General features: G+C 63.4%; 13 protein-coding genes. 6 read left to right on the top strand and 7 right to left on the bottom strand.

Annotated elements, in window-relative coordinates; all coding sequences use genetic code 11:
* Nucleotides 1-66: 66 nt before the first annotated feature.
* Nucleotides 67-2,934 (bottom strand): valine--tRNA ligase, encoded by a 2,868-nt coding sequence (locus FQ746_RS17715; protein ID WP_144110754.1) that lies wholly within the window; start codon nt 2,932-2,934, stop codon nt 67-69.
* Nucleotides 2,935-3,208: 274 nt separating this feature from the next.
* Between FQ746_RS17715 and FQ746_RS17710 the strand changes: the two genes are divergently transcribed.
* The 5 genes from FQ746_RS17710 (at nt 3,209) to FQ746_RS17690 (ending at nt 12,067) form a co-directional block, all read left to right on the top strand.
* A complete protein-coding gene (locus FQ746_RS17710; RefSeq protein ID WP_144110752.1) occupies nt 3,209-7,030 on the top strand; it encodes a helix-turn-helix domain-containing protein in 3,822 nt (1,273 codons plus the stop codon).
* 172 nt (nt 7,031-7,202) lie between these two features.
* Nucleotides 7,203-9,548, top strand: a complete 2,346-nt coding sequence (locus FQ746_RS17705; RefSeq protein WP_144110750.1) for a UvrD-helicase domain-containing protein — start codon at nt 7,203-7,205, stop codon at nt 9,546-9,548.
* Nucleotides 9,545-10,303 (top strand): 5'-methylthioadenosine/adenosylhomocysteine nucleosidase, encoded by a 759-nt coding sequence (locus tag FQ746_RS17700; RefSeq protein WP_144110748.1) that lies wholly within the window; start codon nt 9,545-9,547, stop codon nt 10,301-10,303. The genes FQ746_RS17705 and FQ746_RS17700 overlap by 4 nt, the downstream gene beginning before the upstream one ends.
* Nucleotides 10,304-10,515: 212 nt before the next feature.
* Nucleotides 10,516-10,779, top strand: coding sequence for a helix-turn-helix domain-containing protein (locus FQ746_RS17695; protein ID WP_144110769.1), 264 nt, complete (start codon nt 10,516-10,518; stop codon nt 10,777-10,779).
* Nucleotides 10,769-12,067 carry a HipA domain-containing protein gene (locus FQ746_RS17690; RefSeq protein WP_144110746.1) on the top strand — a complete coding sequence of 433 codons (1,299 nt, stop codon included), beginning with the start codon at nt 10,769-10,771 and terminating at the stop codon, nt 12,065-12,067. Before FQ746_RS17695 ends, FQ746_RS17690 begins: the two co-directional genes overlap by 11 nt.
* A 7-nt stretch (nt 12,068-12,074) precedes the next feature.
* Here the strand turns inward: FQ746_RS17690 and FQ746_RS17685 are convergent, their stop codons facing one another.
* Both FQ746_RS17685 and FQ746_RS17680 read right to left on the bottom strand, forming a co-directional pair.
* Nucleotides 12,075-14,174 (bottom strand): propionate--CoA ligase, encoded by a 2,100-nt coding sequence (locus tag FQ746_RS17685; protein ID WP_260854091.1) that lies wholly within the window; start codon nt 14,172-14,174, stop codon nt 12,075-12,077.
* Nucleotides 14,175-14,312: 138 nt separating this feature from the next.
* Nucleotides 14,313-15,548, bottom strand: a complete 1,236-nt coding sequence (locus FQ746_RS17680) for an MFS transporter (RefSeq protein ID WP_144110744.1) — start codon at nt 15,546-15,548, stop codon at nt 14,313-14,315.
* Between the two features lie 463 nt (nt 15,549-16,011).
* On the opposite strand from FQ746_RS17680, the gene FQ746_RS17675 reads away from it, so the two are divergent.
* On the top strand, nt 16,012-17,685 hold the full coding sequence (locus tag FQ746_RS17675; RefSeq protein ID WP_144110742.1) for a methyl-accepting chemotaxis protein: 1,674 nt from the start codon (nt 16,012-16,014) through the stop codon (nt 17,683-17,685).
* Between the two features lie 61 nt (nt 17,686-17,746).
* On the opposite strand, the gene FQ746_RS17670 is transcribed toward FQ746_RS17675, so the two are convergent.
* From FQ746_RS17670 to FQ746_RS17655, 4 genes are read right to left on the bottom strand one after another with little or no spacing between them, the layout of a single operon-like run.
* Nucleotides 17,747-18,607, bottom strand: coding sequence for an HlyD family secretion protein (locus tag FQ746_RS17670; RefSeq protein ID WP_144110740.1), 861 nt, complete (start codon nt 18,605-18,607; stop codon nt 17,747-17,749).
* Between the two features lie 13 nt (nt 18,608-18,620).
* Entirely contained in the window at nt 18,621-18,821 is a 201-nt protein-coding gene (locus FQ746_RS17665; RefSeq protein ID WP_144110737.1) for a DUF1656 domain-containing protein, read from the bottom strand.
* Nucleotides 18,811-21,051, bottom strand: a complete 2,241-nt coding sequence (locus FQ746_RS17660) for an FUSC family protein (protein WP_144110736.1) — start codon at nt 21,049-21,051, stop codon at nt 18,811-18,813. The genes FQ746_RS17665 and FQ746_RS17660 overlap by 11 nt, the downstream gene beginning before the upstream one ends.
* Nucleotides 21,052-21,059: 8 nt before the next feature.
* Nucleotides 21,060-22,622, bottom strand: a complete 1,563-nt coding sequence (locus tag FQ746_RS17655; RefSeq protein ID WP_144110734.1) for an efflux transporter outer membrane subunit — start codon at nt 22,620-22,622, stop codon at nt 21,060-21,062.
* Nucleotides 22,623-22,695 lie beyond the last annotated feature (73 nt).

Below are 22,695 nucleotides of genomic sequence, written 5' to 3'. Positions count from 1 at the left end.
ACCCTGAGTCCTCTGGTTTAGCTATGAGACCTTGCAGCCGCTGCCGGCACCGACAAGGCGTCTCGATCAGGCCGGCAAGCGCGCCAGCTGGGCCTGCAGCTTGCCCACCGTAGCAACGAACTCCGCCAGTCTCTTCTGCTCCTGCTCGACGACTGCCGGCGGCGCCTTTGCAACGAAACTTTCGTTCTGCAGTTTGGCATTGCACTTGGTGACTTCGTGGCTCAACCGTGCAATTTCCTTCGACAACCGCTCGCGTTCGACCGCCACGTCGATTTCCACCTTTAACACAAGCTTGTCGTTCCCAACAATAGCAATTGGCGCGCCATCCGCCTCGGCATCGAGTGCGGCTTCGTCGGCGATGATCTGCACCTCGGACAGCCGCGCCAGCGCCTGGGCGTAAGGAGCAAAGGTCCGCAGACGCTCGGCGTTACCGGTGGCGAGCAGCGGCACCTTCACGGCGGGCGACAGATTCATCTCGCCGCGCAGGTTCCGGCACGCGTCGATGACCGCTTTGAGATCGGTCACCCATTGCTCTGCCTCTTCGTCGATCTTCGACGGCTCTGCAATGGGGTAGCGCTGCACCATGATAGACGCCGCGCCTTCCGGATAGCGGCCCGCCAACGGCGCTACTTTTTGCCACAACGCTTCGGTGATGAACGGGATCACCGGATGCGCGAGGCGCAATACCGTTTCGAGTACGCGCAACAACGTACGGCGCGTGGCGCGCTGCTGGTTCGGCTGACCCGTCTGGATCTGAACCTTGGCGAGCTCGAGGTACCAGTCACAGTATTCGTCCCAAACGAACTTGTATAGTGCGTTGGCCACATTGTCAAAACGATAATCGGCGAACCCCTTGGCGACTTCCGCTTCGACGCGCTGCAGATGCGACACGATCCAGCGGTCGGCGGACGAGAAATTCAGATGGCCGTCAGGGCCGCATTCGCCGCATTGGGCCGGCTGGTCCAGACCGCAATCGTGGCCTTCGCAGTTCATCAGCACGAAACGGGTGGCGTTCCACAGCTTGTTGCAGAAGTTGCGGTAGCCTTCGCAGCGCGCCAGATCGAAGTTGATGTTGCGCCCGAGCGTGGCCATCGACGCCATCGTGAAGCGCAGCGCGTCGGTGCCGTACGCGGCGATGCCGTCGGGAAACTCCTTGCGGGTTTTCTTCTCGATGGACGCGGCCTGCTTCGGATTCATCAGCCCGGTGGTGCGCTTGGCGACCAGCGAATCGAGGTCGATGCCGTCGACGATGTCGATCGGGTCGAGCGTATTGCCTTTGCTCTTCGACATTTTCTGGCCTTCGGCGTCGCGCACCAGGCCATGCATGTAGACAGTGTGAAACGGAATCTTGCCGGTGAAGTGCGTGGTCATCATGACCATGCGCGCGACCCAGAAGAAGATGATGTCGAACCCGCTGACCAGCACCGACGACGGCATGAAGTGCTTGAGGTCCGGCGTTTCTTCAGGCCAACCGAGCGACGAAAACGGCACCAGCGCAGACGAGAACCACGTGTCGAGCACGTCTTCGTCGCGTTTCAGGGCGCCGGTATAGCCCGCTGCAGCCGCTTTCGCGCGCGCCTCTTCCTCGGTTTTGGCGACGAAGATTTCGCCGTTTTCGCCGTGCCATGCAGGGATTTGATGCCCCCACCAGAGTTGCCGCGAGATACACCAGTCCTGGATGTTCTCGAGCCACTGGTAGTACGTGCTCGTCCAGTTTTCCGGCACGAACCTGATCTCGCCGCTTCTGACCACGTCGAGTGCGGTTTCGGCGATCGATTTGCCCGGATTGAACGTGCCTTCCGGCGCCGGCTTGCTCATGGCGACGAACCACTGGTTCGTCAGCATCGGCTCGATGACTACCGCCGTGCGGTCGCCACGCGGCACCATCAGCTTGTGCGGCTTCACGGATTCGAGCGCGCCTAGCGCTTCGAGGTCGGCCACGACCTGCTTGCGGGCCTCGAAACGGTCGAGGCCGCGGTATTGGGCCGGCGCGTTGTCGTTGATCTTCGCGTCGAGCGTGAGGATTTCGATCATCGGCAGCTTGTGGCGCAGACCGACCTGATAGTCGTTGAAGTCGTGCGCGGGCGTGACCTTGACGACGCCGGTGCCGAATTCGCGGTCGACGTAGTCGTCGGCGATGATCGGCACTTCGCGGCCCGACAGCGGCAGCGTGACCGTCTTGCCGATCAGATGCGCGTAGCGTTCGTCTTCGGGATGGACCATCACGGCGGTGTCGCCGAGCATGGTTTCCGGGCGGGTGGTGGCGACCGTCAGGTGCCCCGAGCCGTCGGTGAGCGGGTACTGGATATGCCACAGGTGGCCGTTTTCTTCCTCGCTGACCACTTCGAGGTCGGAGACCGCGGTGAGCAGCACCGGATCCCAGTTCACGAGACGCTTGCCGCGATAGATCAGGCCCTGTTCGTACAGACGGACGAACACGTCGCGCACGGCGGCCGACATCTTGTCGTCCATCGTGAAGTATTCGCGCGACCAGTCGATGGATGCGCCGAGGCGCCGCACCTGATTCGTGATGGTCGAGCCGGACTGCTGCTTCCATTCCCACACGCGTTCGACGAATTTCTCACGGCCCAGGTCGTGACGCGACACACCTTTGGCATCCAGCTGACGCTCGACGACGATTTGCGTTGCGATACCCGCGTGGTCGGTACCCGGCAGCCACAGCGTGTTTTCGCCGAGCATGCGGTGATAGCGGGTGAGGCTGTCCATGATCGTCTGGTTGAACGCGTGGCCCATGTGCAGCGTGCCGGTGACGTTGGGCGGCGGCAACTGGATCGAGAAGTCTTTGCGGTTCTCGTCGAAAGAGGGCGCTGCGTACGCGCGCTTTTCCCATTCAGGGCCCCAATGGGCTTCGATGGTCTGGGGCTCGAAGCTTTTGGCAAGCGTGGAGGAGGTGTCGCTCGGGGTCTCGCTCATGTGTCGATCAGCTGGTAAATGCACGGAATGTTCGATTATAAGGGGCGGCGCGTGCGGGGAGGTTTTTGGGAATGGGAGGGGCGGGTTTTGGGGCGCGGGTAAAGGGCGATCTGGCCTGATCGAAAACCGCGGCGCCCTGGCTGCGCCGTTTGCCACACGCGTGGATAAGTGACACATGGCGGCTTGCCGACCGTGCTGCAATGGTTGGGCTGCAACGTAAGAGCCAGGTACAGCCCCATTCACTGCTCCACTTTCCCGCCGAGGAGTGCAGGACATGACCATTTCAACCAGTAACCGCGCTTCGCCATTGCATGACGATTTTCAGACACCGGATGAAGAAAGCGATGAATCTCTTCCCGAGGCGAAATCTGCTGCGCAGCCGGATCGCCGGTTAGCTGCCGCAGCGTTTTCCCGCCATGCTTCCGGCCCAGGGTATCGGGCGCCGGCAGCGCGTGCGCTTCCGTCGGGCGGGGCCGGTTCGGGCGCCCGCACGGTTGCGATTCTGTCGCGCCCGACACTTTCCTCCGCCGCGCCTTCCGCGGCCGGTACGACCGCACCACCCGCACCGGCCGCGGCGACTGCGCCGAGCGGACCGACCGCACCGGGCGGACCGACCGCGGCGTCCGCCCCGACCAACCCCGCTGCCCCGACTGCCCCGACCGGCTCGGAACCATCGGACACGCTACCCGGTATCACCATCGGAGAATTTGCGGAGTTGAACCGACTCTTCGATACCCGTGACGGCTATAACCATCACAGCAGTATAAACAACACCTCCATCGCCACGCGCATGGCGAATGGCCTCGAGCAGCAGATGACGGGATATCCGCCGGAAGTGATCCGGTTCCAGCAAAAGGTGCTCGAGCTGCAAGGGATGCTCGTCGATCTGCCACTAAACGAACGCCAGTTTTACGGCGGCGTCATGTCTGTGCTGGGCATCGCCTATCAGCTCGAAACTCGAAGCGACCAGCGCTTTGCAATAGGTCAGAAACTCGCCGGGGTGGAGCGTGCCATCTATGACGAGTCGGCGCGCGTGCGCAACGATCCCGTGGACCGGGCTTTGAGTATCTTCAATCCGCCGATGGGAGAGGGCTGTCTGAACAAAATAGATCGGCAACGCGTCGACCAGCTCGAATTGTTGCGCGAGGAGTTTTTCGAGGCGGGCGATGCGGGCGAGCGCAAGGTGATATTCGACGAGGCCGCGCAACTGCGTGGCTTGTTGCACGGAAAAATCAATATCGAATTGACCCGAAGTCTGCAGGCAGAACAACGTGAATGGCGTGAAGCGAACACCGAAGTCGACCGCATCCTCAAGGAGGCCGAGGGGCAAACCGATGTGGCGAAACGGTACGAACTGATCGGCCGGCAGCTTTTTCAGATCGATCCCGGACAGGACCGGCTGAAAGACAAGGTCGTTCTGGCCTTCACGGAGCGCATGCGCAGGTCTCCCGAAGTGCGGCAGAAGCTCGATACCTGGCACGATCAGGTGAGCGGACCGTTGAATGCGCACTCGGTCGGCACCGTTAGACGCTATACCGACATTCTGAAGAGCCTGCCGCCGGTGAGCGGCGACTACGTGCGCGATCTCAGCGATCAGTACACACATATCCTTAAGGATGCGAGCGAAAAGAACTATTCCATTACCCCGGAGGCGCGAGCACTGAAGCTGTCCGGGCAAATCATGGAAGGCATAATGCGCGTGATGCTCGAGATGACGCCGTTAGGAATACTGTCCGACTCCATCCCTTCGACATTGCCGGCCGGCTGGCGCATGGGAATCGGGTACGGCGGGATGCTCCTCGACCCGCTGTTGGGCACTGGCGTCGGCAAACAGGTTGCTCGGGGTGTGAAAGCTCTGGTATCGGTCGCGAAGAGAGCCGAGATCGACAATCTGACGGGCTCAGGCGTGCGCACGGCGGGTAAAGGTCTCGTGCAATCCGCGAGCGAACAGTTCGTCAAGTCGGCACTGGACGACTCGAGCTTGAGTCAGCAGGCGAAGGCGGCGGCAGCGGCGCTGGAAAAGAAAATGCTCGCCGAGACGGGTCCCATGGTCGACCCGATCAGCCAGGTCGCGCACGACGCTGCCGGCGTGAATTCTTATGGGTCGCTCGCGGCCTATGCGGACCCCGATGTTCAACTCACCGGTCTACGCGCCGGCACTCAGCCCGGCATTCTCGAGGATGTGAAAGGCGACCGCTTTATCGGGCTGGAGGGCAAGGCTTACCACGTCAGATTCGACCGGGACAGCGACACGTGGCGCGTTTTCATGAAAGGCGCTGATCTGAAGCCGCAGTATCCGGTGCGTTTCAACGAACGCACGAACACCTGGGAGCTGCATGGAGATGTCGGGCTGGCGGGCGGTATACCACGAATTAGCTCGGCCGTAAGGCTCGAGGCCGTCAGGTTATTGAACGAAGGTGAATGGTCGCGAAAGAAAATTGCGGAGCATCTTGGAATATCCAAATCGACCGTGAACATTATCGCGCGAGAAGAAAACATCGCTCCGAATTCCATGCACCGTTTGAAAGTTACGCCGGCAACCCGGCAAGAGGTCGTCAAATTGCTTAAAGAAAACGTATTGACGCGCGCTGAGATCGCCGAGCGTTTCGATATATCTGCCGTGACTGTGCGCAAAATAGCCCGGGACAACGGGATAGCGCTAAAAATTTCGCCAATCCGGCCAGAAGTTCGACAGGAAACAATCAGACTGTTAAGGGAAAACAAATGGAGCGATGTCGAAATCGCAAAAAAAGTCGGGATATCACGTAGTTCCGTGTTCGAAATCCGGCACGAGCTAAAAATGCCTGCTTTCCGAAATGTGGGGCCTAAAAATCTAACGCCGGAATTGCGCCGGGACATTATTCAAAAACTCAAGAATGGCGAATCATATGAAGCAATCGCGACTCCTTTGCAGCTGTCAAAGTCGTCCGTCATGAGAATTGCAAGGCAGGAAAATATTGTCCGGCGCATACCGGTCGACATTACGCCCGAGCAGATCGACCAGATATTTGCTTTGCGAGGCGAAGGAAAAAGCATTAGCGAAGTCGCGAGCTTATTGAAGCTTCCAGAGCACAAAGTCAAAGATGTCTTCGCCAATTACGATTCCGTCGCCTACAAATGGTATTGGTGGCACACGACGCCACAGAAACGAACCACGGTAATCCAGCAACTGGATCAGGGTAAAGCCGCAAAAGACATTGCTAAAGACTTGAATCTTCCATTGGAAACCGTGCGGGGAATCGCGAACCACCATCGCATCGCCCGGGATTCTTTGGCCTGTGAGCTTCTGGCACAGGGTAAGTCGCCCGAAGAAGTGGCGACTTCGTTAGGCATAACGACGGACTATGTCAGGCGCTTGGCCGCAGACGTCCCGCGAGGCCAGCACGGCATCCATCTCGACTCCGAACAAGGCGCGGTCGCCATGGAGATGTTTCAGAAAGGCTATAGCCGCCAGGATGTCGCGACGAGACTGGGAATCTCGCCGTGGAAAGCCCATAGCCTCTCCAACGAATTTCGCACGAAAATCATGGACTCGGTGACGCCCAGGCAATTGACCGATCTTGTGCGTGCGCTCAACGACACGGACCGCAGCTTCACGACGGGCGAGCTGGCTAGAGGAACGGGGTTGTCCGAGTCGACGGTCACCGTCGTCGAACATGAATACCAGAACGGCTTTATCCGAACTCACCCGGTGTCCGCACAGTCTCCGCAGGCTGGACCATCGTGGGCAGAAGTCAGTCAGGGCAATCCGTACGAATGGGTTCGCCCGCTTACGCTCGATCAGGAAATTCAGGCCATCCGCGGGATTGACGACGGACAGTCCTTGCACGATGTCGCAGGCGAACTCGGCCGTGATTTCGCCGCCATCGAGCGATTGTACGAAGAGGATCTGCCGATGATCGCGCTCGCAGACGATCCCGAGTTACCGCTGGTGTACGAACCCGTAGTACCTGTCCGTGCCCCCACCGTCGCCACCTTCAGCGCCGCGGACAAGGCCGAGATTCGCGCCCTTTCCAGCAATGACCGCTTGAGCGCTTCATTCATAGCCAATCTGTTCGACACGACTGAGGAGGAAATTAAAAAAATCCTGCTCTGACGGATGACCCTGACATGAAATTTTCATTGCAGCACGAGGCGTGACAGCAAGGCGCAGACTCCCATGCAGTCTGCGCCACCCTCCTTCAACGAACGGGCGGCGCGATAAACCCGCAGAAACCCGCATCCCCGGAAGCCTATAATGTCGCACGACCCGCCGCCCCTCCAGACAAATGCCCGATCTGCTAGCCAATCTCAACCCCGAACAACACGCCGCCGTCACGCTTCCCAATGAGCCCGCCCTGATCCTCGCCGGTGCCGGCAGCGGCAAGACGCGCGTGCTGATCACGCGCATTGCGTGGCTCATCCAGCATGGCCTCGCCTCGCCCGCGACTGTGCTGGCGGTCACCTTCACGAACAAGGCCGCGCGCGAAATGATGTCGCGTCTGTCGGCGCTCTTGCCGATCGACACGCGCGGCATGTGGATCGGCACGTTTCACGGCCTGTGCAACCGCATGTTGCGTGCGCATCATCGCGATGCGGGCCTGCCGGCCACGTTCCAGATTCTCGATACCGCAGATCAACTCTCGGCAATCAAGCGGTTGATGAAAGGCCTGAACGTCGACGACGAAAAGTATCCGGCGAAAAATCTCCAGTACTTCATCAACAACGCGAAAGAGCAGGGCCTGCGCCCCAAAGACGTCGACGCCACCGACAACTTCAACCTCAAGTTCGTCGAGCTTTACGAAGCCTACGACCAGCAATGCCAGCGCGAAGGCGTGGTCGATTTTCCGGAACTGCTGCTGCGCTGCTTCGAACTGCTCGCGCACAATCCGCCGTTGCGCGCGCATTACCAGGCGCGCTTCAGGCATATCCTGGTCGACGAGTTTCAGGACACCAACAAGCTGCAATACGCGTGGCTCAAGATGCTCGCCGGACAGACCAACGCGATCTTCGCGGTCGGCGACGACGACCAGTCCATCTACGCGTTTCGCGGCGCGAACGTCGGCAACATGCGGGACTTCGAACACGAGTTCAACGTCCGGCATCTCATCAAGCTGGAGCAGAACTACCGCTCGCACGGCCACATTCTCGATGCGGCAAATCAGCTGATCGCCAACAACTCGCGGCGCCTGGGCAAGAATCTGCGCACCGACGCGGGTCACGGCGAACCGGTGCGCGTGTACGAATCCGCCACGGATTCGCAGGAAGCCGGCTGGATCGTCGAGGAAATCAAGGCGCTCATCAGCACCGGCACGTCGCGCAGCGAGGTCGCAATCCTCTATCGCAGCAACGCGCAGTCGCGCACGATCGAACACACACTGGTGAACGCCGGCATCGCGTATCGCGTGTATGGCGGGTTGCGATTTTTCGAGCGTCAGGAAGTCAAGCACGCGCTCGCGTATTTGCGCCTGATCGACAATCCGAACGACGACACCGCGTTCGCGCGCGTCGTCAATTTTCCGACGCGCGGCATCGGCGCACGCTCGATCGAGCAACTCGCCGATGCGGCGCGTCTGTACAACTGTTCGATGGCGGCGGCCATTCCGTATGTAGCCGGCAAGGCCGGTTCGAGTCTCGCCGCGTTTGCCAACCTGGTCGGCCGGATGCGCGCGGAAACGCAGCAGATGAGCTTGCCCGAAACCGTCGAATACGTCGTGCGCACGAGCGGTCTGACAGAGTTCTATCAGAACGAGCGTGAAGGCCAGGACCGGCTGGAGAACTTGCAGGAACTGGTCAATGCGGCGGCGGCGTTCGTCAGCGAAGAAGGCTACGGGATGGATACGCCGGCACGCTCCATTCCGCTGCGCCCGGGCGCGAGCGCCGCGCCCGAACTCACCACCGACGATCCGGACACGGTCGTGCTGGATGCGCCGGACGTCGCCGATCCCGCGCAGAATCCGGACACCATGACGCCGCTTGCGGGCTTCCTGTCGCACGCATCGCTGGAGGCGGGCGACAACCAGGCGCAAGCCGGCCAGGAAGCCGTGCAACTGATGACGGTGCACGCGGCCAAGGGGCTCGAATTCACCGCGGTGTTCATTACCGGTCTCGAAGAAGGGCTGTTCCCGCACGAGAACAGCGCGATGGAATCGGACGGTCTGGAAGAAGAGCGCCGGCTCATGTACGTGGCGATTACGCGGGCGAAGGAGCGGCTGTATCTGTCGTTCGCGCAAAGCCGGATGTTGCATGGCCAGACTCGCTACAACATCCGCTCGCGCTTCTTCGACGAATTGCCGCAGGAAACGCTGAAGTGGCTCACGCCGAAGGTCGAGGCGGGCGCGCGCTGGGGCGGTCGTTCGGACAACGCGGGGTACGGCCGCGACTGGTTCGCGCGGCCCGGTTACACCGGTCCGGCATCCACCACGCCGGCGAAGCTGCCGGCTTTCGCGAACGAACAGCGCGCGGCCGAAACGGGCTTTCGCGTCGGCCAGCAGGTGTTCCACACCAAGTTCGGCGAAGGCACGATCACCGCGCTCGAAGGCGGCGGGACGGACGCGAAGGCGCAAGTCAAATTCAAACGGCACGGCGAGAAGTGGCTGGCGCTCGCGGTCGCCAAACTGCAGGCCGTGGAATGAGCGCGGGGCATCGTCCGCTCGGCATTCTTGCCGCGTTGCCTCAGGAACTCGGCGACCTGATCGAAGCGATGCGCGCGGAGTCTGGCGTGCGTACCGTGACGCATGGGCAGCGTGACTATCACGTGGGCAGCGTGCAGGGCGTGTCGTGCGTGGTGACGCTGGCACGGGTCGGCAAGGTCGCCGCGGCCGCCACCGTCAGCGCGTTGATCCATGCGTTCGACGTGGAGGCGGTCGTATTCACGGGCGTCGCCGGCGGGGTGGGTGCGGATGTGCGGGTCGGCGACATCGTCGTCGCCGATGCGCTGATGCAGCACGATCTCGACGCGTCGCCGCTATTTCCCCGTTTCGAAGTGCCATTGTTGGGCATATCGCGATTCGCGGCCGACCCGGCGCTCGCCGATCGCCTTGCTGCGGCATGCGCGCGTTTCGTCGCGGATGAGGGCGTGGCTTCGGCGGCGCGTTTCGGTACGCGCGAGCCGCGCGTACATCGCGGGTTGATCGTCAGTGGCGATCAGTTCGTCGCAAGTGCGGCCGCGGTGGCGGCGTTGCGGGAAGCGTTGCCGGAGGCGCTGGCGGTCGAGATGGAGGGCGCGGCGATCGCGCAGGTTTGCTACGAGTACGGCGTGCCGTGCGCCGTGGTCCGCACGATTTCGGATACCGCCGACGATCATGCGCCGGTCTCGTTCGTCTCGTTTCTGACGGAGATCGCAGGGGCGTATTCGAATGGGATTTTGAAGCGCTTTTTAGCCCGTTGATTCGTACCCGATCGGATACCACAGACGAATAAAGCCGCGCTGCCGCTTGGTCTGGTTTCCGATCGGGTACGAGCATGCCAAAAGCAGCACCAAAATTGCCGCTTCGTATCCGAGCGGCACCTATTCGCCGAGTTTGAGCCCGTTCTTGCTATCATGTACCTGATCGGGTACGAACATGAGAGCGCATCGTGGATCAATCGAATTTCTCGGTTATGGACGTCGCGGGACTTGGCATCGTCGTGCGTGCGGCGCGCATTGCGCAGGGACTCACGCGCGACGACCTCGTCAATGTCACCGGGCTGTCCCCCAAGTTCATCACGCATGTCGAGGCAGGCAAACCGACCGCGCAGATAGGCAAGATTTTCATCCTGCTCTCCGAACTGGGTATCTCGCTGCATGTCCAGACTCCGGTTCCCATTTCGCCAAAAGTAGCGGAACAGGCCCGCCGAACGCGCAGGAGTTCGCATGCCAGATAGGCAACTCGTGGCGTGGGCCAATGGTGAGCGCATCGGCGTTCTGGAAGACCGGGACGATATCTGGTCCTTCGCCTACGACACCCGCTGGCTCGCATCCGGTAGCGGGTTCCCGTTGTCGCCGGCCTTCCCGCTGCGGGAAGAGCCCTTCGTGGATGGTTCGAGCAATCGGCCAGTGCAGTGGTTCTTCGATAATCTGTTGCCCGAAGAGGGCATGCGCGCAGCGCTCGCGCGCGAAGCGAAGATCGACGGGAGCGACGCCTGGGGTCTGCTGGGTTACTACGGGCGCGAGTCGGCCGGCGCGATCACGCTGCTCGGGCCCGACGAACAGGAACCGCCGGGCGGATTGCGGCCGCTGTCTTTCGAACAGCTCGAGACGCGCATTCGCGAGATGCCGCAACGGCCGCTCACGGCCGATGCACCCAAACGCATGTCGGCCGCAGGCGCCCAGCCGAAGCTTCTCGTGACGATGCGCGGTGAGCCACCCGTCTGCGAACTCTTCGAGCCGGAAGGCAGTGAACCGTCGATGCATCTGCTCAAGCCGGACTCCCGCGCGGCGGGCTATCCGCATTCGGCGATCAACGAGTTTTTCTGCATGCAACTCGCGCGGGCCGTCGCGCTGCCGGTGCCCACGACGTACTTCCTGCGCGTTCCCACGCCGTGCTATCTGGTCGACCGCTTCGATCGACGTTTCGACAAGGACGCGCCGCCCACCAGCAGACTGCACGTCATCGACGCGGCTCAGTTGCTGAACTTCTCGAGGAGCTACAAGTACGACGGCGCCAATGCGCAACGGCTGCGAGAGGCCATCGAGCGCACCAATACCCGGGCCAACGCACGTCTCGAGATTTTCCGCTGGGCGATCTTCAACGTGCTGGTCGGTAACGGCGACGCGCACCTGAAGAACCTGTCGTTTTTCGTGACGCCGCTCGGCTACAGGCTCGCGCCGTTCTACGACATCGTCAGCACCGTCGTGTATCACACCCAGACGTATCAGCCCGAGCGCGGGGATCAGTGGCCGAACTGCGCGCTCACCATGCCGGTCGGCGACGCCACGCACTTCGCGGACATCTCCCGGGCGAACATGCTGAAACTCGCGGATGAACTCGGGTTGCCGGCCCGCGGCGCGGCGCGTTTGCTCGACGCGATGCTCGAGTCGTTCCGCGCGCGTGTCGACGAGACGTTCGCCGCCGTCGTGCGCATCACGACGCCCGGCGCCGGGGAAATGCGCCTGCTCAACTCGATACGGGTCATGCCGATCGGCGAGATGTCGCGAGCGCTCGCGCACTGAGCCGTTGCTACTTCTTCTTGCGGGCCTTCGCGGCTTCTTTTGCGGCTTCTTTCACGGCTTCTTTCCGCACTTCTTTCACCGTTTCCTTCGCCGTGCCCTCATGCGGCTCCTGCAACGCTTCGCGCACCTGCTGCAACGCCGAGGGATCTTCGATAGTCGGCAAATCGCCCGGTTCGCGACCTTCCGCCAGCGCGGCGATCGCGCGGCGCAACAGCTTGCCGGAGCGCGTCTTGGGCAACATCGACACCACGTGCACCCGCGCCGGCCGCGCAATCGCACCGAGCTGACGATCCACCGTCGCCAGCAACTCGACTTCCAGCTTCGCGCGGGCCTTGTCCTTCGCATAGGCCGGCCCGTCGCGCAACACCACGAAGGCCATCGCCGCCTGACCCTTCAACGCATCGGTTACGCCGACCACGGCCACTTCGGCGACCGCCGCATGGCTCGACAACGCCTCCTCGATTTCGCGCGTGCCGAGCCGGTGACCGGCCACGTTGATCACGTCGTCGGTGCGCCCGAGGATCGTCACGTAACCGTCTTCGTCCTGAATGCCCCAGTCGAAGGTCGAGTACAGCTGCTGATGCGGAATGCTCGACCAGTAGGTGCTGATGAAGCGCGGGTCGTCGCCCCAGACGGTCGTCATACACCCCGGCGGCAACGGATAGGCCAGCGTCAGCACGCCTTTCTCGCCGGGCGGACAGGGCTCGCCGGTCGTCTCGTTGCGCAGGCTGAGGTTGAAACCGGCCGACGGCACGCCGGGCGAGCCAAGCCGGGTCGGCAACGCTTCCACGCCGCGCGGAATCGCCAGCATCGGCCAGCCGGTTTCGGTCTGCCAGTAGTTGTCGATGACCGGCTTGCCGAGCGCGTCGGCAATCCACGCGGCGGTCGGCTCGTCGAGCGGTTCGCCGGCGAGGAATAGCGTGCGCAGGCTCGACAGATCCGCCTGCTTCATCAACTTCGGGTCCTGCTTCTTCAGCACGCGCAAGGCGGTCGGCGCGGTGAACATCAGGTTGATCCGGTGCTGCTCGACGAGGCGCCACCAGATGCCGCCGTCCGGACGGATCGGCGTGCCTTCGTACATGACGGTGGTGAGTCCCGCGAGCAGCGGCGCGTAGACGATATAGCTATGGCCGACCACCCAGCCCACGTCCGACGCGGTGAACATCGTGTCGCCGGGCTTGCCCTGAAAAATATGTTCCATCGACGCCGCCAGCGCCACCGCATAGCCGCCGACGTCGCGCTGCACGCCCTTCGGTTTGCCGGTGGTGCCGGATGTGTACAGCACGTACGAAGGCTCGTTCGACTCGAGCCATTCGCACGGCACGTGTACATCGAAAAACTGTTCGCGCAGCGGCTCGTAATCGACCAGATAGCTAGCGTTCAGCCGCTCGGGCGCAAGCTGGCGGTCGATTAGCAGCACGCGCGCAGTCTTGTGTTCCGCGCGCGCCAGCGCTTCGTCCACCAGCGGCGTGTAGTCGATCACCTTGCCGCCGCGCGCGCCGGCGTCGGCGGTGACGATCAGCGCGGGCCTGGCGTCGTCGATCCGCGCGGCGAGGTTCGGCGCCGCGAAGCCGCCGAACACGACCGAATGAATCGCGCCGAGCCGCGCGCAGGCGAGCATCGCGAACAGGGCTTCGGGGATCATCGGCAGATAGAGCAGCACCACGTCGCCGCGTCTCACGCCCAGCGAGCGCATGACCGCCGCCATCCGGTTGATCTCGGCATATAGCTCGGCGTAGGTGTAACGACGCTCGATGCCGGTTTCCGTCGACACGTACACCAGCGCGTTCTGTTGCGCACGCTCGGCAAGATGCCGGTCCACCGCGTTGTGACACAGGTTCGTGCGACCGCCGACGAACCAGCGCGCAAACGGCGGGTTCGAGCGGTCGAGCACCTGGGTGAACGGCGTATGCCAGTGAATGCGCCGTGCCTGCTCGCGCCAGAAGTCCTCGGGGTTCTCGATCGAACGGCGGTGGAAAGCGCGGTAGGTGGTCATCTGCGGCGATCCTTCTGCTGCGTTGGGGCGGCGGGCGGGATGGAGCGTGCCGGTCGTCGGGCGCGCTGCGGCAAGGCGTACGTCGGCACAAGCATAGAGCACGCCCGCCATCGCGGACAACGCGGGTTGTCCATGAGCGGCAAACCCGCCGCGCCCGCTGCGTCTGCCGGATTCCGCCGGGCCCCGTCGCCGCGCAAAAGAAAAAGGCGCCGCAGCGCCTTTTTCCCGATGCAACCCTCAGCCGACCGGTCAGGCCTTCGCGTGCTTGCCTTCCACGTCCGGGAGAAACACCGTCAGCACGCCCAGCAGCGGCAGGAACGAGCAGATCTTGTACACATAAGCAATGCTCGTGGTGTCGGCCAGATGCCCCAGCACTGCCGCGCCGATCCCGCCCATGCCGAACGCCAGCCCGAAGAACAGACCCGCGACCATGCCGACCTTGCCGGGAATCAGTTCCTGCGCGTAGACGAGGATGGCCGAGAAAGCCGACGCCAGCACCACGCCGATCACCACGGTCAGCACGCTGGTCCAGAACAGGTTCGCGTACGGCAGCAGCAGCGTGAACGGCGCCACGCCGAGAATCGACACCCAGATCACGTACTTGCGGCCAATCCGGTCGCCGATCGGACCGCCGATCACCGTGCCCGCCGCCACCGCCGCGAGGAACACGAACAGGTGAACCTGCGCCGTCTGCACCGGCAGATGGAATTTATCGATCAGATAAAACGTGAAATAGCTGTTGATGCTGGCGAGGTAGAAGTACTTGGAGAACACCAGCAGCATCAGCACGCTCATCGCGAAGAACACCTGGTTGCGCGTCAACGTCGCGTGACCCGACTGGGCGCGGGCCTTCTTGACCAGCGGATGCGCCTTGTACCAGCGGCCGATCTGCGTCAGCACGACGATCGCGACGAGCGCGGCCACCGAGAACCACGCAATGCTGTGCTGACCGTGCGGAATCACGATGAGCGCGGCCAGCAACGGCCCGAGCGAGGAACCCGCGTTGCCGCCGACCTGGAACAGCGACTGCGCGAGACCGTGACGGCCGCCCGAGGCCATGCGCGCGACCCGCGACGATTCCGGGTGGAACACCGACGAGCCGCAACCGACCAGCGCCGCGGCGATCAGCAGCACCCCGAAGCTCGGCGCGACGGACATCAGCAGCAGACCGCACAGCGTGAACCCCATGCCGACGGGCAGCGAATACGGTTTCGGATGCTTGTCGGTATAGCTGCCGACCAGCGGTTGCAGCAGCGAAGCGGTGATCTGATAGGTCAGGGTGATCAGACCGATCTGCCCGAACGACAGCGAAAAATTCGCTTTGAACATCGGATAGATGGCGAGGATCAACGACTGGATCATGTCGTTGAGCAGGTGCGAAAAGCTGATGGCGCCGAGCACGGAGTAGACCGTGCGCTGGACCGCGGTAGCCGGCTTGGCCACTGGCGCGCCGGCAAGGGCGCTTTTATCGAGGCTCGTTTCCATACGCTAGATGAGGAAAAAGTGAAGTGGGGAATCGGTGCGGCTGTCGGTCTCACGACTGCTGGGCGGGTGGCCCGATGGCTTGTCTCCTGTTGACCCGTTCGCCTCGCCGCTCGTCCGCCTGGTTTGCGCGGGCTGCGACATATCGACGCGAATCGGGCGTCATCCGCTAGGTTTCGAAGTTTAATGTGGCTTGAGCGAATTGTAAGGACAAGTTTTGTCGCGAATCGGACACCGCTAATCGGGTGTCTCACGAAACACGAAAACGCATCGTGCGAATTTTGGCTGGGTATAAAGCCGGCGCGGGTGCGTGGCTTACGAGGCCGCGCGCCCGCAACCGGGCGGCAGGCCGACGCGAGGATCGTGCAAAACCCTAAAGATTGCAGATGCCGTTGCCGTAGACCCGGAGTGATAGCCAGCATGCCGGTAACCGATTCCGGCGGCTCTACTTGTGGGGACATGACCAATGAAAGCAGTATCCGCAGCCGGACCTATCGACGCGGCGTTCGTGCCGCAAGAAGGCGCGACCGGCTTGCCGTCGTCGTCAGCGTCGGGCGAGGCCCGGGCCGGGAGCCTCGGGCGCCTGTCGGTCAAAGCCACACTGCGTCTCGCGTTTGCCGTTCTGCTGATCGGCTCGCTCCTGATCGGCGTATTCGCGCTGACCCAGATCAGCCGTCTGCATACCTCCGCACAATCCATTTACGACCAGGGCTACGTGGCCAGCCGGGCCGCGGAAGAAGCGCGCGGCTACATGCTGCGCGCGAGCCGCGGCCAGAAGATGCTGCTCACCGCGACCACCGCGAAGGAGCGTGACGATCTCGGCGCCGATATCGACCGCGATCTCAAGGGGCTGGACACGTCGCTGGCCACACTGCGTCGATACGTCGATGCCACGGACGCCAAAGCGGTAGCCCAGCAAAAGCGCTTCGACGCCGGCGTCGGCGTCTGGAGCGGACATCTGCGCGATTTCGTGACGCTCGTCAAAGCGCAGCCGCTCGATCTCACGCAGATGAACTGGCAGGTCGGCACGCAGGACATCTCGTTGCTGGTCGAAACGGGCAAGCTAGAAACGCTCGTCGACGAACTCGTCACGCAGCGCGGGAGTGCTGCGAAGGCGACGATCGAAGCAGCCGCGTTCGTTTTTCACGCGTCGTTCGTGATGATCGCCGTGATGACGGTCGGCCTGATCGTGCTGGCCTTCGGCATCGGCGAATGGGTGGTGCGGCGGCTCGCCGGCCAGCTCGGCGGCGAACCGGCGTACGCGAAGGAGATCGCCAGCCGGATCGCGGCGGGCGATCTGTCGAGCCGCATCTCGCTTGGTCGCAAGGACAAGTCGAGCATGCTGTTCGCACTGCACGACATGCAGAGCGGACTGGCGACGACCGTCGCCGATATCGCGTCTAGCGCGGATGCCATTGCCACCGCGTCGAGTCAGATCTCGATGGGCAACCTGGATCTGTCGCATCGCACCGAGCAGCAGGCAATGGCGCTCGAGCGTACCGCCAGCAGCATGGAGCAGTTGACCTCGACGGTGCGGCAGAACGCCGACAACGCGAAGCAGGCGAGTTCGCTCGCGCATAACGCGTCGGACATCGCGGAGAAGGGCGGCGAAGTGGTCGGCCGGGTGGTGGCGACGATGAACGAGATCAACGACAGTGCGCGCAGCATCGGCGACATCATCGGCGTGATCGAAGGCATTGCGTTCCAGACCAACATTCTCGCGTTGAACGCCGCGGTGGAAGCCGCGCGAGCCGGCGAAGAGGGGCGTGGCTTTTCGGTGGTAGCGGCCGAAGTGCGCAATCTCGCGCAGCGCAGCGCGGCGGCGGCCAAGGAGATCAAGGCATTGATCAGCGCCTCGGTGCAGCGGGTGGGCAACGGTTCGACGCTCGCTCAGGACGCGGGCCAGACCATGGACGAAGTCGTGAAGGCCGTGAAGCGCGTGACCGATATCATGGGCGAAATCTCCGCGGCGTCGTCCGAGCAGAGCGCCGGGATCGAAGAGATCAACGTCGCGGTGACGCAGATGGATTCGGGCACGCAACAGAATGCCGCGCTGGTGGAGCAGGCGAGCGCGGCGGCGAAATCGCTGGACGATCAGGCGCGCGGCTTGAAGCAGATGGTGGGCAAGTTCCGGCTTTGATCGACGCCGGCGATGCTGGACGAGGCGGCCGCATAAGCCGCCGCCTCGTCCGGAAACTTCTTTAACCCGGCGTCACCACCACCGTACAAGTGATCCCGGCCGCCAGCACGACGCCGTTCGGCACGCTGTCGATCCCGATGCGCACCGGCACCCGCTGCGCCAGCCTGACCCAGTTGAAGGTCGGATTCACGTCCGCGATCAGCTGGCGGCTTTCGGGATTGTCGCGATCGTAGATACCGCGCGAAATGCTTTCGACATGCCCTTGCAGCGTGCCGCCGCTCATCAGCGTGATTTGCGCCTTGTTGCCGACCTGCACGTGCGGCAGCTTGGTTTCCTCGAAGTAGCCGTACACCCAGAACGAGTGACTGTCGACGATCGCGAGCTTCGCGGCGCCCGCCGTTGCATAGTCGCCGCGGAACACGTTCAGGTTGGTCACGTAGCCGTCCACCGGCGCGACCACGCGGGTGCGGGCGAGATTCAGCCGGGCCGCATCGAGCGTGGCCAGCGCCTGCTGATACGACGCTTCCGCGGCCGATGCCGTGTGCGACGCATTCTCACGGCTTTCCTTGGACACCACCAGCGCATCCATGTCGGCGCGCCTCTGCGCGTCGTCGCGCTTCATCTGCAACTCGGCCTTGCTCGCGGCCACCGCCGCCTGCGCCTGTTCGACGGCAATCTGGTAATGCGACGGATCGATCTGCATCAGCAGATCGCCGCGCTTGACCAGCTGGTTGTCCTTCACCGGCAGATCGACCACGGCGCCCGACACGTCCGGCGCGACGTTGACGATCTCGGCGCGCACCCGCCCGTCGCGCGTCCAGGGCTCGTCCATGTAATGAACCCACAGCACGCGGCCAATCAGGATGGCGACGACGAAAATAACGGCCGTCGCAATGAAACCCACAAAATTTCGGATGGTCATGATTCGACTCTGATCAACGATAAACGGCGAGACCGAGCACGCCGCACACACACACGAGCAAACTGGCCCGGAACAAGGACGGATGCCACACCACGCGATACAGGCCCGTATAGGCGATCACGCGATCCAGCATCCAGGTAAGCACGGCGCCCGCTATGCACAGCAGCACGATGGCCGGCACGTAGGCGTCGAAAACGGCGATATCACGTGGCATGACGAACTCCTTCTGACGCGTCGGCACGAGCGCCCGCCGACGCCTCGAGCGGCGATTGCGGATCGAGCAACGCGGTACGGATGAAATGCAACTGACTCAATATGCGTTGCAGCCGGTGCCGCTCGTCGCGCGGCGCGTCGAACCCGGCGAGCAGTTGCTGGACGGCGGCGATCGCCGCGACGGTGGTCTGCATCGCGCGTTCGAAGCGAGCGCTGTGCGGCCGTTCGAACAGCACGGCGATCGCATCGCGCATCGTGCGCAGTTCGACCCGCCACGGCGCGCCCGGCGCATAGCGTGAATCGCGCGGCAAGCCGGCCAGTTCGCGGCGCAGGTCGATTACCGCGTTGCCCACTTCGAGCACCGCGAACAGCCAGCGCAATGTGTCGCGCCGCAGTTCGGGCTCGTCGGCCGCGAGCGCGTTGATCTGGAACATCAGGTCGCGCGCGCCGCTTTCAAAGCGCGCGCGTACCTTCGACAGCCGCGCGCGGCCGGCCAGGACGACCTGGCGGCGCAGGTCGACGAGCAGGCGGTTGCGCAGCCACGGTGTGGACGGCGGCAGCAGGACCGCGAATGCGATCGACGACACCAGCATCGCCGCGACGAGAGCCACCGCGTCGTTGATGCTGCTGCTCGGGTCGTAATGAATCACGTTGTCCGGCCCGGCGAGAAAGCAGAAGAAGATGCAATAGCCGAGGCCGTAGCCCATCAGCGCGGGGCGGGTCGTCATGAAGACGCCGAGCAGCAGGAACGGCGTGAGCGCGACGCACATCAGCGGGAAACCGTCGATGCGCGGATACACGGCGTACATCACGAAGATGCCCATCACCGAGGCGGCCAGGGTGCCGGTCGCCATCTGGAACGCGGTGCGCTTCGGATTGGGCGAGGACGACGCCAGCGCGCACACGGCCGCGGCCGTCAGCGTCAGCGTCGCGCCGCTCGGCCACGCCGTCGCGATCCAGAAGGCGCCGAGCACGATGATCACCAGCGTCGCGCGCAGCCCGGCGACACCGGCTGCAATCGGATTGGTCTTCGGCTCGTAGCGCTCGAGCCAGCGCTCGCGCTCGTGCGTATCGACGGCGAGCGACGCGTAGGTGGCCGCATAGGCATGCAGATCGTCGATGAAGCGGTACAGCAGTTCCGCGCCGGTGTCGAAGTCGAGCAGCGGCGCGTCGGGCCGCACTTCCAGCGCGGCTCGCGTCGCGCGCACCCGCTTGGGCAACTCGGCCTTGTAGGCGTCGAGTTGCGCGGCGGCATGGGCCGCATCGGCGGCGCTCAACACCGGCTCCCCGGATTTGGCAAGCAGCGGCGCGATTTCCTTGAAATACGGTTCGAGCGCTTCGACGGCGATGGCGGCACCGGCGCCTGGCACGTCGGCGTTTGCCGCATCGGCGTTTGCCGCATCGCGCAGGCGGTTCATTAACTGGTGCAGCGCGTGAAAGCGGGTCGATGCGGTCATGAACTCGCTGTTCAGCCGGGCGAGACGACCGCTGCGCATCCGCGAATCCGGTCCTTCGAACACGGCCGCGCTGCGCGCCGCTTCGAAGCCGACGATATCCGCGACGAAGCGCGCGTTGGTGGCTTCCCGTTGAGCGCGATCGTTACGTCCGGCAAGCGACGCCGACACGTAGTCGACGAACGCCGAGAAACGGGCGCGCACGGTACTGCGCATCTGCAAGCCCGTGAAACGCGGAAACACCAGCCCGCTGACCGCGCCCGAACAGACGATGCCGAGCACGACCTCGGCGACCCGCGTGAGTGCGCTCAGAAACGCGCCGTCGGGATGCTGCGCGGCGGGAATGCCGATCAGCGCGGCGGTGTAGCCCGCCAGCACGAAACCGTACGACTTGAAGTTGCGGTTGCGCGCGGCGCCCGCCGTGCAGATGCCGACCCAGATCGCCGTGCTGACGATGAACAGTTCCGGTTGCTGGGAAAACAGGCTGATCAGCGTGAGCATCACGACGAGGCCGACCAGCGTGCCGCAAATACGGTAGAAGCTCTTCGCGAACACCATCCCGCTTTGCGGCTGCATCACGATGAACACGGTGGTCATCGCGGTGCGCGGTTGCGGCAGGTCGAGCTTCATCGCGATGCCGAGCGCGAGAAAGCAGGCGGCGAGCGCCTTGAACATATACAGCCAGGTCAGGCCGTCGCCACGTGCCCAGTCGGCGGCGGCTGCGTACCAGGCAGCAAACCGGGACGGGCGTGAGGCGGGAGAGGAAGGACTCGACATGATTTGCCTCAACCGGCCGTGGCGGGATGCGTGGCAGCGGCGGGGGCTGGGGCGGGTGCCGATGCCGATGCCGGAGCCGATTGTCCCTTGCCATGCGCCGGCAGCGTGTCGGCGGCTTGCGGGCCGTTCGACGGATCGTCGAGGCCGCCGCCCAACGCGCTCATCAGCGACGCATGCGCGCCCAGTCGCTCGGCGTGAATTTTCGCGACGCCTTCCTGCGCGCGCAGCAACTGGTTCTGTGCGATCAGCACGTTCACATAGTCGGACAGACCGCGCCGATATCCTTCGCTCGCCAGTTGATAATTCTTGCGGGCCGCCGCGACCGAACGGTCGGCGTCGTCGGCTTGAGTCGACAGCGAGCGGATGCGGATGACCTGATCGGAGATATCCTTCAGCGCGCCGACGATCGACTGGTTATACCGGTCCACCGCTTCGTCGTAGCCGGCCGACGCTACGCCGAGTTGCGAGCGCAGACGTCCACCGTCGAGAATCGGCAGCGACAGCGCGGGTCCCGCGCTCCAGCTATGCGACGGATTCTTCAGGAACTGGAAGAGCGGCCCCATCGCCGCGTAGCCGCCGATGGACGCCAGCAGGTTGATATCCGGATAGAAGTCGGCCTTGGCGACGTCGATGCCGCGTGCCTGTGCCGCCACCGTCCAGCGTGCCGCCACCACGTCCGGCCGATGGCCGATCAGCTCCGCGGGCAACGAGGCCGGCAGGCCGGCCGGTGCGCCGAGCGACAGCGTCGGACGCTGGATCGCGTCGCCTGCGCCCGGCCCCTGGCCCGCCAGCGCCGCCATCTGATTGCGCCCGAGCGCAATCTTTTCTTCGATTTCGTCGATCTGACGCTCGTACTCCGGCATCGGCGTGTCGGCCTGGCTCACTTCGAGCTGCGTCCCGATGCCGCCTTTCAGACGACGGTTCGCCAGATCGACAATCTGTTGCTGTTGCTGCAGCGTGGCTTGGGCGATATCGAGCAGCGCGTAATTCAGCGACAGCTCGATGTACGTGCGCACCACGTTGCTTTCAAGTTCGAGTTGCGCGGCGCGGGCATCGGCGGCGCTCGCGTGGGCGGCGTCCAGCGCGCGCTCGGCAGCGTTTTTGTCCTTGCCCCACAGGTCGAGGTGATAGGACAGGCCCAAGGTGCCGGTGTTATTCCACGACTGCTCGCCCGCGAGCGGGCCTGGGCCGTAATACAGGTTGTCGGACCATTTCTGGCGCTGGATCGACAGGCTGCCGTTCACCTGCGGCGACAGCGCGGAACGGGCGACGCCCGCCATCGACAGGGCTTCGCGCACGCGCGACTGGGCCAGTGCGAGGCTCGGGTTGCCGGCTTGCGCGTTGGCAATCCACTGATCGAGTTGCGGATCGCCATAGGCGCGCCACCAGTCGGCGGTAGGCCATTGCGCATCGGCATTGGCGGCGCGGATGGCCGCGCCCGCGTCGAGCGAAGCAGGCTCGATAGCCTGAGCTTGCGGCGCGATGGTTCGGGTGCTGGCACAACCGGCGATTGTTAATAGAATCGTAAGAACCGCGGCGGCGGCGATCCCTTTCGGTACCGGATGCTGCACGATTTTCTCCAAAAATGGCTATAGAGGCATGGGCGCCATTATATTTTTTGACCGATTAGGGAATAACCCGTAA

Origin of the sequence: Paraburkholderia sp. BCC1886, from assembly GCF_900996245.1 — a bacterium.
In the GTDB taxonomy this organism is placed as follows: Bacteria; Pseudomonadota; Gammaproteobacteria; order Burkholderiales; family Burkholderiaceae; genus Paraburkholderia.
Note: the sequence above shows the minus strand (reverse complement) of the source record. Positions and strands in the feature narration are given on the sequence as shown.

Bases quoted from the DNA above. Each gene is read 5' to 3' on its own strand.
- FQ746_RS17715 (WP_144110754.1), bottom strand. From the start codon at position 2,934: ATGAGCGAGACCCCGAGCGACACCTCCTCCACGCTTGCCAAAAGCTTC.
- FQ746_RS17710 (WP_144110752.1), top strand. From the start codon at position 3,209: ATGACCATTTCAACCAGTAACCGCGCTTCGCCATTGCATGACGATTTT.
- FQ746_RS17705 (WP_144110750.1), top strand. From the start codon at position 7,203: ATGCCCGATCTGCTAGCCAATCTCAACCCCGAACAACACGCCGCCGTC.
- FQ746_RS17700 (WP_144110748.1), top strand. From the start codon at position 9,545: ATGAGCGCGGGGCATCGTCCGCTCGGCATTCTTGCCGCGTTGCCTCAG.
- FQ746_RS17695 (WP_144110769.1), top strand. From the start codon at position 10,516: ATGGACGTCGCGGGACTTGGCATCGTCGTGCGTGCGGCGCGCATTGCG.
- FQ746_RS17690 (WP_144110746.1), top strand. From the start codon at position 10,769: ATGCCAGATAGGCAACTCGTGGCGTGGGCCAATGGTGAGCGCATCGGC.
- FQ746_RS17685 (WP_260854091.1), bottom strand. From the start codon at position 14,174: ATGGCGGGCGTGCTCTATGCTTGTGCCGACGTACGCCTTGCCGCAGCG.
- FQ746_RS17680 (WP_144110744.1), bottom strand. From the start codon at position 15,548: ATGGAAACGAGCCTCGATAAAAGCGCCCTTGCCGGCGCGCCAGTGGCC.
- FQ746_RS17675 (WP_144110742.1), top strand. From the start codon at position 16,012: ATGAAAGCAGTATCCGCAGCCGGACCTATCGACGCGGCGTTCGTGCCG.
- FQ746_RS17670 (WP_144110740.1), bottom strand. From the start codon at position 18,607: ATGACCATCCGAAATTTTGTGGGTTTCATTGCGACGGCCGTTATTTTC.
- FQ746_RS17665 (WP_144110737.1), bottom strand. From the start codon at position 18,821: ATGCCACGTGATATCGCCGTTTTCGACGCCTACGTGCCGGCCATCGTG.
- FQ746_RS17660 (WP_144110736.1), bottom strand. From the start codon at position 21,051: ATGTCGAGTCCTTCCTCTCCCGCCTCACGCCCGTCCCGGTTTGCTGCC.